This window comes from Roseibium sp. LAB1 (assembly GCF_054658235.1).
In genome coordinates this window covers 1,952,349-1,965,665 of sequence record NZ_BAAGIB010000001.1, presented here as the reverse complement: position 1 = coordinate 1,965,665, position 13,317 = coordinate 1,952,349, and the positions used below count along the sequence as shown (strand labels likewise).

Annotated in this window: 12 protein-coding genes; 9 read left to right on the top strand and 3 right to left on the bottom strand. The window is 58.9% G+C overall.

What is annotated here, in order from left to right:
- Position 1 precedes the first annotated feature (1 nt).
- Together ACYQ54_RS09180 and ACYQ54_RS09175 are read right to left on the bottom strand one after the other, a co-directional pair.
- Positions 2-1,336: a hypothetical protein gene (locus ACYQ54_RS09180; protein ID WP_460081307.1), complete on the bottom strand. Its 1,335-nt coding sequence runs from the start codon at positions 1,334-1,336 to the stop codon at positions 2-4.
- Between the two features lie 139 nt (positions 1,337-1,475).
- Positions 1,476-2,081 carry a DUF1134 domain-containing protein gene (locus tag ACYQ54_RS09175; protein ID WP_460081305.1) on the bottom strand — a complete coding sequence of 202 codons (606 nt, stop codon included), beginning with the start codon at positions 2,079-2,081 and terminating at the stop codon, positions 1,476-1,478.
- Positions 2,082-2,336: 255 nt separating this feature from the next.
- Here ACYQ54_RS09175 and ACYQ54_RS09170 point away from each other — a divergent pair, with 255 nt between their 5' ends.
- The 9 genes from ACYQ54_RS09170 (at position 2,337) to ACYQ54_RS09130 (ending at position 12,272) form a co-directional block, all read left to right on the top strand.
- Positions 2,337-2,690 (top strand): YHS domain-containing (seleno)protein, encoded by a 354-nt coding sequence (locus tag ACYQ54_RS09170; protein WP_460081303.1) that lies wholly within the window; start codon positions 2,337-2,339, stop codon positions 2,688-2,690.
- 183 nt (positions 2,691-2,873) lie between these two features.
- Positions 2,874-3,518 carry a histidine phosphotransferase ChpT gene (gene chpT / locus ACYQ54_RS09165; RefSeq protein ID WP_460081301.1) on the top strand — a complete coding sequence of 215 codons (645 nt, stop codon included), beginning with the start codon at positions 2,874-2,876 and terminating at the stop codon, positions 3,516-3,518.
- 134 nt (positions 3,519-3,652) lie between these two features.
- Positions 3,653-6,463, top strand: coding sequence for a hybrid sensor histidine kinase/response regulator (locus tag ACYQ54_RS09160; RefSeq protein WP_460081299.1), 2,811 nt, complete (start codon positions 3,653-3,655; stop codon positions 6,461-6,463).
- Positions 6,460-6,951 (top strand): chemotaxis protein CheW, encoded by a 492-nt coding sequence (locus tag ACYQ54_RS09155; RefSeq protein ID WP_023003411.1) that lies wholly within the window; start codon positions 6,460-6,462, stop codon positions 6,949-6,951. The genes ACYQ54_RS09160 and ACYQ54_RS09155 overlap by 4 nt, the downstream gene beginning before the upstream one ends.
- A 36-nt stretch (positions 6,952-6,987) precedes the next feature.
- Positions 6,988-7,353 carry a response regulator gene (locus ACYQ54_RS09150; protein WP_006932059.1) on the top strand — a complete coding sequence of 122 codons (366 nt, stop codon included), beginning with the start codon at positions 6,988-6,990 and terminating at the stop codon, positions 7,351-7,353.
- Positions 7,354-7,373: 20 nt separating this feature from the next.
- Complete coding sequence (locus ACYQ54_RS09145; RefSeq protein ID WP_460081295.1) at positions 7,374-8,588, top strand: protein-glutamate methylesterase/protein-glutamine glutaminase; 1,215 nt, start codon at positions 7,374-7,376, stop codon at positions 8,586-8,588.
- A complete protein-coding gene (locus ACYQ54_RS09140; protein ID WP_460081294.1) occupies positions 8,585-9,475 on the top strand; it encodes a CheR family methyltransferase in 891 nt (296 codons plus the stop codon). The genes ACYQ54_RS09145 and ACYQ54_RS09140 overlap by 4 nt, the downstream gene beginning before the upstream one ends.
- A 312-nt stretch (positions 9,476-9,787) precedes the next feature.
- Positions 9,788-10,759, top strand: coding sequence for an MBL fold metallo-hydrolase (locus ACYQ54_RS09135; protein ID WP_460081292.1), 972 nt, complete (start codon positions 9,788-9,790; stop codon positions 10,757-10,759).
- 163 nt (positions 10,760-10,922) lie between these two features.
- A complete protein-coding gene (locus ACYQ54_RS09130; protein WP_460081290.1) occupies positions 10,923-12,272 on the top strand; it encodes a lamin tail domain-containing protein in 1,350 nt (449 codons plus the stop codon).
- 172 nt (positions 12,273-12,444) lie between these two features.
- Here ACYQ54_RS09130 and ctrA read toward each other — a convergent pair whose 3' ends face one another.
- Complete coding sequence (gene ctrA, locus ACYQ54_RS09125; RefSeq protein ID WP_031270498.1) at positions 12,445-13,137, bottom strand: response regulator transcription factor CtrA; 693 nt, start codon at positions 13,135-13,137, stop codon at positions 12,445-12,447.
- Positions 13,138-13,317 lie beyond the last annotated feature (180 nt).

Below are 13,317 nucleotides of genomic sequence, written 5' to 3'. Positions count from 1 at the left end.
ATCAAGCCACATCTTTCTTTTTTTGTTTCGTGGCTTTCGTTTTTTGGTCGCTGTCTTGCGCAGCCGTGGTGGTTGCCGACTTGGTCTCGGCACTTGGCTTGGATTTGCTCCGGCTGGAGGCGACGATCCTGCTTACGAGCGCCTCTGCGGCGTTCGCGATATCCGCGGACTTGGCCTGAGACTGGGGTGCCCCCTTTTCGGCAGCTGCGTCTGCCTTTGGCGAGGCCTCTTCGGACGTCGCTTCTGTCTTCGGCTCTGGCTGGTCTGTCGGGGAGTTGACCCCGGCTGGCACTGCAGCCTGTGTGTTGCGCACAGCGAACGGAGCTGAAGGCTGATCAGGGGAGAGGGTGGCGGCCGGCTTGACCGCAGCGGGCTCGTCAGCGGTGAGCTTTGCAGCAAGGGCCCTGAAATCGCGGCGCAGGTCCGCAAGGGCGGGAACCGAAGCGAGATCCTTTTGCAGCTTCGCCATCTGGCCGGTGATCCGCTGCAGCGCGCGGCCCTTTTCGATCGCATCCGCCTGGTGGCGCGCGTTTTCGACCGACAGCTTTTCCAGCTCGGCATTCAGATGCTTTTGGCGATCGTTTTCCGGAATCCTGGCCGCCTCCAGCATCAGCGACAGACGGGTGACTTCCGCCTGCGCGGAAACATAATTGGATTCCGTATCGACCAGCTGGGCTTCCAGTTCCGCGAGCCTCGATTTGGCGGTTTCGCTGCGCGCGGCATCCATCTGCCCCGCAACCGTCGGCTCATAGCGGGCCAGCTTGGCCTTCAGCGTTGCAACTTCTGCCTCGAGCCCGGTGATGGTCGCAAGCGCCATGGTGCCGGATGCAGGCAGCCAGCCGCTGTCGTCTTCAGCCTGCTCGGAAGCCTTCGTCTCCGGTTTGTTGTCGGGGCCACTGGTCCAGCTCTCCGCAAGAGCCCTTTCTGCCTCCGACAGTTTCTTTTTCAAGGAGGTCACTTCAGAGGACAGCAGGTCGACTGCGTGCTGATCGCTGGCCTGGGCGGCAATTTGGGCTTCCAGGCCGGAGACGGTGTTCTTGTGGGCTTTCGTCAGGTCGTCGACTTCCGTCCGCATCCGCGTGGCTTCAAGCAGATATTTGGCGGCTTTCTCGCGTTCGCTGTCGAGGCGCTTTTCAACCCGGCGCAGCTCGACGGCATGGCGCGCGCGCTCCTGGTCCTGGGCGGCCCGGACTTCGGCGTAGCTGGTCGGATTGACGGCGCGCAGGGCTTCTTCGGTCAGTCGGGCGGCCCGGCGATAAAATGCGGGCAGGATTGCCAGTCCAATCAGGCCGGCGGTGCAAAACCCCAGCGCCACATACATCGCTGCTTCAATCAAGTCCGGCTCCCGGTTACGTCTTGAAAAACGCCCACAACTCCATCATTAGACGACAGCGGAGCTGCCGCCAAGTCTCGTCCGAGGAACGAATGCAACCCGGCTTCGTCCAAAGATTGCCGTGATCGTCCGATCCGTCCGTTTAGAACGGGTTCCAGGTCGGCTTTTCCGTGAACTTCAGGTAACCCATGTTCAGCCCGAGACGGGCGCCGACGCCGGCCCGCACGGGCACAAGCACGATTTCATTGTTCAACAGCACGGTCATGCCGACACCGCCGACCAGATAGGCCGATCCGTTGACACCGGCAAAGCGCGTGTAGACGGAGTTCACGGTGGGCAGGTTATAGACCAGCATCATCACCCGGGCGCCATCCGCGCCGAAATCCCAGCCGACGGACGGCCCCTGCCAGAACAATTTGTGAGTGCCGGCATTGCGGGTATAGAGGTTGCCCTCACCATAACGCGCACCGGCGATGAGTGCGCCCGAACCTTCTTCACCCAGGATGTATCCATTCGGTTCGCCGTAACTGGAGAAGGCCTTTTCGACAACGGACGCAAGACCGCCTGACACGGAGCCGAAGAACTGGTGGCCGGCCTGCAGGATTTCGTCCTGGTCATAGGTCTGTCCCGATGCAATCGGCTCGTTGCCGGACGTCTGGGAAAAAGCCGGGTTGGAAAACACAAATGCGCACAAGGCCAGGAACGCAGCCGATATCAGGGATACAACTCGCCGGGAACTTTGTGCCATTCGATATTCTCCCAAATTCTGTTGGCCGCGCCGATTGTTGCCGTTCGGCCAGACCGCAATGTTAAACTGACGCAATATCATGCTGATTCGCATGAGATGGTGCACCTTACATAAGCCGAATCAATGGAAAGCTGGCCTCAAAAAAAGACAAGGTTATGTCTTTGCGCTGTATTGATCCTGCTCTCCTGTCATTTTGCGGGGAAAGTCTTCGCACGTCCCCAGGTTTTCGTGCCCGACCCGATCACCGGATACGCCATGGGCGGCCATGATCCGGTGAGCTATTTCGTCGACGGGTATCCGCGCAAGGGCAAGCGGGAGCATGTACACAAATGGGGCGGCACCGAATGGATCTTTGTCAACGAAGGCAATCTTGCCGCCTTCGCTCGTGATCCGGACGCATATGCACCTCTGTTTGCCGGCTGCGGCGCTCATGCGCTGGCCGAAGGCTTTGCCACTACGGGCAATCCGTTCATCTATGCCATCGTCGACGGTCACCTGGTGTTTTTCCATTCCGTGGTCAACCGGTTCCTGTTCGTCGTCAATGGCAGCCAGCTGATGACGGCGGCCCAGGACAATGCCGAACGGGTCGGCTGCGTCCCGATGCGGTAGACGGTCCCCCGGTCAAACGGCAGCCCGGCGCCGGAAAAGGCGGATTTCGGGGCAAACTTTCATCTGGATGACATGTTTTGCAGTCCGCCGCTGCCTTGGCAGCCGCTGTGCGGATGTGTAACCCTTGCGACCAGTATATCGAATCAGTTTCTGCCGCCTCCTCAAGAAGAGCCTTAAAACGCCATGTCTGCACTAAAAGAGCTTTCCTCTCTTGATCTTGCCGCCCTGGTGGCCAGCCGCGTCTGCCACGACATCATTTCTCCCGTCGGTGCGATAACCAACGGGTTGGAAGTGCTGGACGAGGAAGGCTCGGAGGACATGCGCGAATTCGCCATGGACCTTATCCGCAAGAGCGCGCGTCAGGCGTCGGCTAAACTTCAGTTTGCCCGTCTTGCCTTCGGTGCCGCCGGCTCGGCCGGCGCGGAAATCGACCTCGGGGACGCCCAGGTCGTTGCTACCGGGTTCATGGAAAACGAAAAATCCGATTTAAATTGGCAACTGACCCGGCACCTGATGCCGAAGAACTACGTAAAACTACTTCTTAACCTTATTCTCATCGCCAACCAGTGTGTTCCGCGCGGCGGTGAAATCAAGGTTGAAATGGAAGGCGACCCACAATCGCCGACGTTCACGCTTCAGGCCAGTGGTCTCAATCCGCGCATTCCTCTCGGAATGAAGGAAACCCTTGGCGGAGAAGAGCCTGAGCGGGTCGATGCGCATTCGGTCCAGCCGATCTACACGTTGCTGCTCGCCCGTGAATGCGGCATGGTATTAACGATAGATAAACAAGAAGAGTTGGTAAAAATTACGGCCCTTCTGGCAGAATAACCAAGGTACCCAAAAGTCTCCACCCGCTTCAGCGTATCTTAACTGTTTGCCGTCAACCTAGCTCTCATGGACTTCTCGGTCCAGACGTCCCGTTTGGGATGCGGAACCAGTAACAAGTCGGGTGAGAGCAGGCCATGGACGACCTCCTCAGGGAATTCATTACCGAGACCAACGAAAGTCTCGATGTTGTTGACGTTGAGCTCGTAAAATTCGAGCAGGAACCGAACAACGCTACTATCCTAGATAATATTTTTCGCCTGGTGCACACGATCAAGGGCACCTGTGGCTTCCTGGGTCTTCCCCGTCTTGAAGGTATAGCACACGCGGCTGAAACCCTCATGGGCAAGTTCCGCGATGGCGCTCCTGTCACACAAGAAGCTGTTTCTCTCATTCTGACCTCGATCGACCAGATCAAGGACATTCTGGGTGAGCTGGAAGCTGCTGAAGGTGAAGAGCCGCAAGGCGACGACAGTGAGCTGATCGGTCAGCTGGAAGAGATGTCAGCGAAGGCTGACGCTGCCATGAAAGGTGGCGCCGCCGCGGTGGAAGCTCCGGCCGCCGAACCCGTCGCAGAAGCCGTTGAACCCGAGATGGAAGTACCTGCGGACGATGCTTCTGCCGAGCAGGCCCTTGAGCGCCCGCTCCGTCCCGGTGAAGTGTCGCTGGACGAACTGGAACGCGCCTTCCGCGAGACAGAAGTTGAAGTCGATATCGCTGAGCCGGTAACACCGGAAGCGGAAGAAATCGTCGACGAAGCCGATGAGCCCGAGCCCGCTCCCATTGCGGTCAAGGCCGAAGCCAAGGCGGCTGCCAAGACCCCGGCGAAGAAATCCGGTGGCGAAGGCGGCGAGAAGAAGGCTTCCGGCGGCGGTGTCTCCAACCAGAGCATCCGCGTTGCGGTCGACACGCTCGAACACCTGATGACCATGGTGTCCGAACTCGTGCTGACCCGGAACCAGCTTCTGGAAATCGTGCGCCGTCACGAGGACAGTGAATTCAAGGTGCCGTTGCAGCGCCTGTCGAATGTAACTGCCGAGCTGCAGGAAGGCGTCATGGCGACGCGCATGCAGCCGATCGGCAATGCCTGGCAGAAACTGCCGCGCATCGTTCGCGATCTCAGCCAGGAACTTGAAAAGCCGATCGAACTGGAAATGATCGGTGCGGATACCGAACTGGACCGCCAGGTTCTTGAGATGATCAAGGATCCGCTCACACACATGGTCCGCAACTCGGCCGACCATGGTCTTGAGCGTCCGGATGAACGCCGCTCCGCCGGCAAGCCGGAAAAGGGCACCATCACCCTGGCGGCCTATCATGAAGGCGGCCACATCATCATCGAAGTTCGCGATGACGGTAAGGGCATCGACGTTGACAAGGTGAAGGCGAAGGTCGTTGAACGCGGCCTGGCGTCGGAAGCCGAAGTCGACAAGATGACGGACGCCCAGATCCACAAGTTCATCTTCGCGGCAGGGTTCTCCACCGCTGCAAAGGTCACGAGCGTGTCCGGCCGCGGCGTCGGCATGGACGTGGTTCGCAATAACATCGAACTGATCGGCGGTACGGTCGACCTGCGCTCTACCCAGGGCAAAGGTTCGAGCTTCATCATCAAGATCCCGCTGACGCTTGCCATCGTTTCGACGCTGATCGTCGAAGCCGGCGGCGACCGGTTCGCGATCCCGCAGCTGTCCGTTGTCGAACTGGTCCGCGTACAGACCAATTCGGAACACCGTATAGAGCGGATCAAGGACACTCCGGTGCTGCGCTTGCGCAACAAGCTGCTGCCGCTGGTGCACCTGTCCCAGCTCCTGGGTATCTATGAGGGCGAAAACGCGGATGAGGCCATCGATGCGGACAACGGCTTCATCGTTGTCATGCAGGTGGGCAGCCAAACATTCGGTGTGGTTGTCGACGGTGTCTTCCATACGGAAGAAATCGTGGTCAAGCCGATGTCGACGATGCTGCGCAACCTCGGCATGTTCTCCGGCAACACCATCCTGGGCGACGGCTCGGTGATCATGATCATCGATCCGAACGGCATCGCCGGCGCCATGGCAAGCCACGCTACGAGCGCGGTTACCGAAAACCAGGAAGACGAACGGGAAGACCTGCAGAGCCGTGCGGTTTCGGGCCAGAGTTCGATCTCGCTGCTGCTGTTCCGTGCCGGTGCGCCGGAACCGAAAGCCGTGCCGCTGTCGCTGGTCACGCGCCTGGAGGAATTCGAGGTTTCCAAGATCGAACGGTCCAATGGCCGCGATCTGGTCCAGTACCGTGGCGCGCTCATGCCGCTTGTCTATCTGAACGAGGGCGACTGCCACAAATCGGAAGGCACCCAGCCGATGCTGGTGTTCTCCGACGCGGGCCGCTCCATGGGCCTCGTGGTCGACGAGATCGTCGACATTGTCGAGGACCGCATGAACATCGAAGTCGGTTCGGAACGTCCAGGCATCCTCGGTTCCGCCGTGGTCAAGGAACGTGCGACCGAGATCATCGACCTCGGCTACTACCTGCCGCAGGCCTTCGAAGACTGGTTCATGCGCAAGGAAATGGATATCGAGGCGCTGACGAAGAAGGTTCTCTTCGTGGACGACTCGTCCTTCTTCCGCAACATGTTGACACCGGTTCTGAAGGCGGCCGGCTATGATGTGACGACCTGCACCGGTCCACATCAGGCGTTCGAGCTTCTGGAGAACGGCGACAAGTTCCATGCGATCGTCAGCGACATCGAAATGCCGGAAATCAACGGCTTCGAGTTCTGTGAATCGCTGCGCCGCGATCCCCGGTTCCGCAACATTCCGATCCTGGCCCTGTCGTCCATGGTGACGCCGGCCTCGATCGAACGCGGCCGCCAGGCAGGCTTTGACGACTATGTCGCCAAATTCGACCGCCCGGGCCTGATCGCTGCCCTGAAAGACGTCTTCTCCGGTGAAATGGGAGCTGCAGCATGAGTGTGCTGGAACACAAACTGACCGCGGAGCAAAAAGCCGCAAGTGACATGATCCAGTATGTAACCGTGGTCATCGGCGGCCAGTTGTTCGGTCTGCCCATTTCCCAGGTTCATGACGTGTTCGTGCCGGAAAGCGTGACACGGGTGCCGATGTCCGCTCCCGAGGTTCAGGGCGTCCTGAATCTCCGCGGACGCATCGTGACCGCGATCAACATGCGCCGCCGCCTGCACTTGCCTCCTCTCAAGGAAGGGCAGATGATGGCTGTGGGCATCGAGTACAAGCAGGAAAGCTACGGCCTTGTCATCGACACGGTGGGCGAGGTGCTCACCCTGCCGTCCGCGTCGGCAGAGCCCAACCCGTCGAACCTGGATCGCCGCTGGGCAGAGATTTCCGGAGGCGTGCATCGCCTGGACGGCCGGTTGATGGTCATCCTGGATGTCGACCGTCTGCTTGGCGCGATGTTCACCGAACCCATGGCAGCAGCATAACAAGGCCAGAATGGCCGTTGAGTGGAGTTACGCCTGATGAAACAGTGCCTCGTAGTAGATGACTCAAGCGTCATCCGGAAGGTGGCCCGCCGCATTCTCGAGGATATGAATTTCGAGATTACCGAAGCGGAAGACGGCCAGCAGGCGCTTGACGAATGCCGTAAGACGATGCCGGACGCGATCCTGCTGGATTGGAACATGCCCGTTATGGACGGGCTGGAATTCCTGACCAGCCTGCGGGCGGAAGAAGGCGGGGAAAACCCGATCGTCGTATTCTGCACGACTGAAAACGATGTGGCTCACATCGCCCGTGCCATTCGCGCCGGTGCCAACGAGTACATCATGAAACCGTTTGACCGCGAAATCGTGGAAGCCAAGTTTCAGGAAGTCGGTCTTATCTAGTTTCGAGTTGGGCAGTCTAAATGGCGTTTGCGCAAAGAAGCATAACTGCGGGCACGAGTCCGGGCAGCGACCCCATCAAGGTCATGGTCGTAGATGACGCCGTCGTCATCCGCGGACTTTTGACACGCTGGCTCGGTGAAGACAAAAGTCTGAAAGTCGTCAGCTCGCACCGCAACGGCAAGCTTGCTGTAGAAGATATCGAAAAAAGCAATCCGGACGTTGTCGTCCTGGATATCGAAATGCCGGAAATGGACGGCATGACGGCCTTGCCGCTCATGCTGGCAAAGAAGCGCGACCTTGTCGTGATCATGGCATCGACATTGACCCGCCGGAACGCGGAAATCAGCTTGAAGGCCCTGTCGCTCGGCGCTGCCGACTATGTGCCTAAGCCGGAATCCACCTCCGAAGTCACGACATCAATCGATTTCCGGCGCGAACTGATCGAGAAGGTCAAGGCGCTCGGCGCCCGGGCCATCCGCATGCGCGGCCCGGCTCGCACCATGCGCGCCGAAACCAGCGCCGGCCGCACAGCGCAACCGGTCAGGCCGATTTCTGCACGTCCGGCAACGGATACGCGGGCGAGCTTCCGGCAACCAGCAGCAGCTGCCGCAGGTGCCGCAAGATATCAGACCCGTCCCTATTCATCCGCGCGTCCGCGCATCCTTGCGATCGGTTCTTCCACGGGCGGTCCGCAGGCCTTGCAGGAAGTCATGCGCGAAGTGGGGACGGCCATGAACGATGTGCCGGTCGTCATCACCCAGCATATGCCGCCAACTTTCACCGCAATTCTGGCCGAGCACATGGGCAAGGCTGCCCTGCGTCCGTCCAAGGAAGGTGAAGATGGCGAATTGCTGAAGCCCGGCAACATTTATGTCGCGCCAGGCGGCAAGCACATGATCGTGGAAAAGGACGGCGGCGTTGCCAAGATCCGGCTGACCGACGGCCCTCCAGTCAATTTCTGCAAGCCTGCGGTCGATCCCCTGTTCGACAGTGTTGCCAAGGTTTTCGGTTCCGCAAGCCTTGCTGTCATCCTGACCGGAATGGGGCACGACGGCGCCGAAGGCGTCAAGACCATTGCGGCGGGCGGTGGCAGCGTGATTACGCAGGACGAAGCCACAAGCGTGGTCTGGGGTATGCCGGGCGCTGCTGCACAAACGGGCGTTTGCAGTGAAATTCTACCTTTGAAGGAGATCGGCCCGAAGATCTCGCGCGTTCTGAAGGGGAACACGAGATGACCCCGAGCGAGTTCGAGTTTCTGAAAAACTTCCTGAAGACCCGCTCCGGTCTGGTGCTGTCAAACGACAAGCAGTACCTGGTCGAAAGCCGTCTTCTGCCGATCGCACGCAGTTCCAAGCTGGAAACGCTGAGTGCGGTGATCCAGCAGCTTCAGCGCGGCACCAACCGTGCGCTGGAAACGGATGTCGTTGAAGCGATGACGACCAACGAGTCGTTCTTCTTCCGTGACAAGACACCGTTTGATCACTTCAAGGACACGATGCTGCCGGCGCTGCTTCAAAGCCGCGCGACTCGCAAGCAGATCAAGATCTGGTGTGCGGCTGCCTCGACAGGCCAGGAGCCTTATTCCCTTGCGATCTGCCTGAAGGAAGACGCTGCCAAAATGAGCGGCTGGCGAACCCGAATCCTGGGGACCGACCTGTCCAACGAGGTTCTGGAAAAGGCCAAGACCGGTCTCTACAGCCAGTTCGAGGTGCAGCGCGGTCTGCCGATCCAGATGCTGCTGAAATATTTCGAGCAGAAGGGTGACATGTGGCAGATCAACGCCGGCATGCGCGCCATGATCGAATGGAAAAAGCTGAACCTCCTGGAAAGCTTCACGCATCTGGGCGAGTTCGACATCATCTTCTGCCGCAACGTGCTGATCTATTTCGATCAGACAACCAAGACGGAAATTCTCGGTCGGCTGGCAAAATCCCTGCCGGATGACGGATATCTTGTTCTCGGCGCGGCGGAAACGGTTGTCGGCCTGACGGATGCCTTCAAGCCAGTGCCTGGAAAGCGCGGCCTGTTCCAGAAGAAACAGGCAGTGCAGGCATCGACCGGTTCGGCTGCGAGCCCGCGGCTGGCCGTCGGTGCGGGAGCAGGTCTGGGACTTCAGCGTTAGGAGCTGCGCCTGCCTATCAGTGCGGGCAAGGCCAGTCAGTTCAAGATCAAAGGCGGCCATGGGTCGCCTTTTTTCATTCACTGCATCGTGAAGAGGGCGAGCGATCCGGTGGACCGGGTTGCCGTCCTAAGCGCTTGAATTGTTTTTTCTTTATCTTGCTCTCACGAAGTTTATCCGTCAGATGCGGGCCCGCGCTTGTCTGTGCCGGCATCCATTCCATTTTCTCGGACGTAAACTTTGTGTCCCGCCGGAAAGCGCAAGTTGCCGACCGCGGGACAGTTTTTATGCGTTGGAACTGCAGGGAGTGGGAATATGACAGAGATTAAAGTTGAACTCACACGTCGCGCGGCCCTTCTGGGTGCCGGAGGCGCGCTTGCCGGGGCAAGCCTCGCCGGAACCACGGTTGTCCATGCGGCAGCGGAAAAGCAGGCTTCTGTGCCGGCGCCCGTTGCTCGCTACTCAGTGGGAGGATTCGAGGTGACGACGTTGCACGACGGTGCGGTCTCCCTGACCGATCCGCAGAAGACCTTCGCAATGAATGTGGATGCGGATACTTTTTCCGAGACCAACGCCGAAAACTTTCTGCCCAACGACACTTTCCAGATCAGTTTCACACCAACGCTCGTCAACACAGGCAATGAGTTGATCCTGTTCGACACCGGCAACGGCGAAGGTGCCCGGCCAGGCCGAGGCCACATGCGTGCGGCGCTGGAAAATGCAGGATACACACCGGAACAGGTTGACGTGGTGGTGCTGACGCACATGCATCCCGATCATATCAGCGGGCTCGTCGAAGGTGGTTCACCGGCCTTTGCCAATGCCCGCTACGTGACGGGGCAAAAGGAATATGACTTCTGGGCGGCGATGGATGCCGAAGCCAACGGCATTACCAAGCTGATGGCAAGTCATGTCAAGCCGCTGGCGGAGAAGATGACTTTCCTGGATGACGGCGGCAGCGTGACGGGCGGCGTCACCGCGATGGCCGCACCGGGACATACACCCGGACACATGATCTACATGCTGGAAAGCGACGGCAAACAGCTCGCCCTGACGGCGGACACGGCCAACCATTACGTCTGGTCTCTGGCACATCCGGAGTGGGAAGTTCGCTTCGACATGGACAAGGAAGGTGCCGCGGCCACCCGCAAGTCCGTTTTCGGCATGTTGGCAAGCGACAAGATCCCATTCGTCGGCTACCACATGCCATTCCCGGCAGTCGGCTACGTCGAGGCAAATGGCAGTGGCTTCCGCTACGTGCCGGCATCCTATCAGTTGCAGCTCTGATCCACGGGGCACGGACCACTGAAAATGTGGCAGAGATAATCTGAAGACCGGCCGCGAGGCCGGTCTTTCTGTCTTTGCGGGGGAGCCCGGGATTTCGGTCAGGTTATCGACGTGTCATAAAGGTGTGGCAGCGTTCTTTTCCTTACTCTGGGTTGAGGTGGCCATGTCTGAACATATCTATCAAGCGATTTGGAGCGAGGATGCAGACCGGTTCACCGTCGCCACGCGCGATGCGACCGGCAACTGGACCGACCCGACTGCGGATATCTTTCTGGACGAGCAGGTGAAGGCAAAAGGGTCGCGCCAGATTGATCTGGCGGCCAATCCGCTTTTTGCGAAGGTCGACTTCAGCAAGATGGAAGCCAGCGAGCTTTATCGCGCTTTCATAAGGCTTCTGGATAATTTTGCGGTCAACTTTCGTGATCCGGAGACGATCTCACCTGCCGAGCGGGACGAGATAGAGACCTTTCTCGACCTGGTGATCGACAGCCGGCCGATGCAGATCACCTTCGAACACGTGTCTGCGGAGCTCGTCAGGGACATGACGCGGGACCGGTTCCGGCAGGAGCTGTTCCGAATGTGGTTCGAGGTCTACACCAATTTCTTCAGAGGCAAGTCGACGCATTTCTGCACCGGGTTCGAACATGTCTTCGTCGGGGAGGGCAAATACAAGAAGGGGGCGAACGCGGCTTCGGAGAAGGGGGAGATTTCCGGCTATCATTCCTGGGTGAAATTCGCGCTCGATGAGTTGAACAACCGTGTCGATTACCTCGGTTACAAATACGATCTCGGTGGACCGGGACCGGACAATCCGCATGTGGTGACCTTGCAGATGATCTGGAACCATCAGGACATGTCCGGCAACCTGGTTGCCGAACTGTTCAAGAGCAAGGGCGGTTTTTTCGTCGGCAGCAGCCCTGCCTGTGAATTCGCGCTGGGTACCCTTGCCTATTACGAGGGCCTGCATGGTCTGCTTTCAAATCAGAAAAAACGCGTGCAGCTGGGACAGGGCAATTTCGATCTCGTGATGTATCACGAGACTGCCGCCGACGGCTCGCTCGGTCCGCATATCCGATCGTTCTACCCGGTGTTCCTGGGAGACGGCAGCACCGTCACGGACGATGCGGGCAGCGTGGTCGTTCGTCCCCGGTCGGTCGCAATACAAAATGACGGACCGCTGCGCATCCTGTCGGCGCTGCCCAATCCACCCGGCGATGATCAGGGCACCGAGTGGGTGGAAATCTGGAACGCCGGTGGCGCGGACGTCGATCTCGAGGGGTATGAGCTGCGGGACAAGATGGGGCGTCCCCAGGCCGTGAACGCGGTGGTTCTTGATGCGGGAGCCGTGCTGAAGGTGGCTGTTACCCGTGCCTCGGTGCATCATATGCAAATGTCGAACCGCAAGGGCCTGATCACGTTGCACGACGAAACAGGCCAGATGCTGGCGTCTGTCAATTACGGGCAGGCGGCGGAAGGGTCTGTCCTGACATTTGCCAATCGCGTCGCCGGTTAGCGCGGGTTGTCCGAGTGCTGGATGGGCAATCCGGTCCGGGCACTGACCCGAGCAGAACCTGCGATTGAAGCCGAACCGGCATGGCGACCGGTACAGGTCCGGATTTTCAGACTTTCGACACAAAAAACCCCGGCAGAGCCGGGGTTTTCAAACTTCAACCGCCTATGTTGGATCAGGCTGCTGCCTCGACATCCGGTTCGCGCAGCACGTAGCCGCGGCCCCACACCGTTTCGATGTAGTTCTTGCCGGATGTTGCCGCTGCCAGCTTCTTGCGAAGCTTGCAGATGAACACGTCGATGATCTTCAGTTCCGGCTCGTCCATGCCGCCATAGAGATGGTTCAGGAACATCTCCTTGGTGAGCGTCGTTCCCTTGCGCAGGGAGAGAAGCTCCAGCATCTGGTATTCCTTGCCGGTCAGATGGACGCGCTGGCCGCCGACTTCGACGGTCTTGGTGTCCAGGTTGACCTTCAGGTCACCGGTGACGATCACCGACTGAGCATGGCCCTTCGAGCGGCGGACGATCGCGTGGATGCGCGCTACCAGTTCGTCCTTGTGGAACGGCTTGGTCATGTAATCGTCAGCGCCGAAGCCCAGGCCACGAACCTTGTCTTCGATACCCGCGTTGCCGGAAAGGATCAGGATCGGTGTCTTGACCTTTGAAACGCGGAGCGTCCGGAGAACCTCGTAACCGGACATGTCCGGCAGGTTCAAATCCAACATTATGATGTCGTAATCGTACAGTTTGCCGAGGTCGATGCCTTCCTCGCCAAGATCTGTCGTGTAGACGTTGAAGTTCTCGGACTTCAGCATCAGTTCGATGCTCTGCGCCGTGGCGCTATCATCCTCAATCAACAATACACGCATGCCAATCCCCTTGTTCTGCCTTTCCTGGGCAAGTCGCAACGGCTCTGTCGGTGCCTGCTACGAAGGACTGATGTTAACCCCGACTCAAAGCTATCGGTTAATGGTTAACAAAATATGATTCGTAACGGCAAGCTCTGAAGAGAGGAAACTGTGAACAACAGTCAACTTGTTGAATCCCCA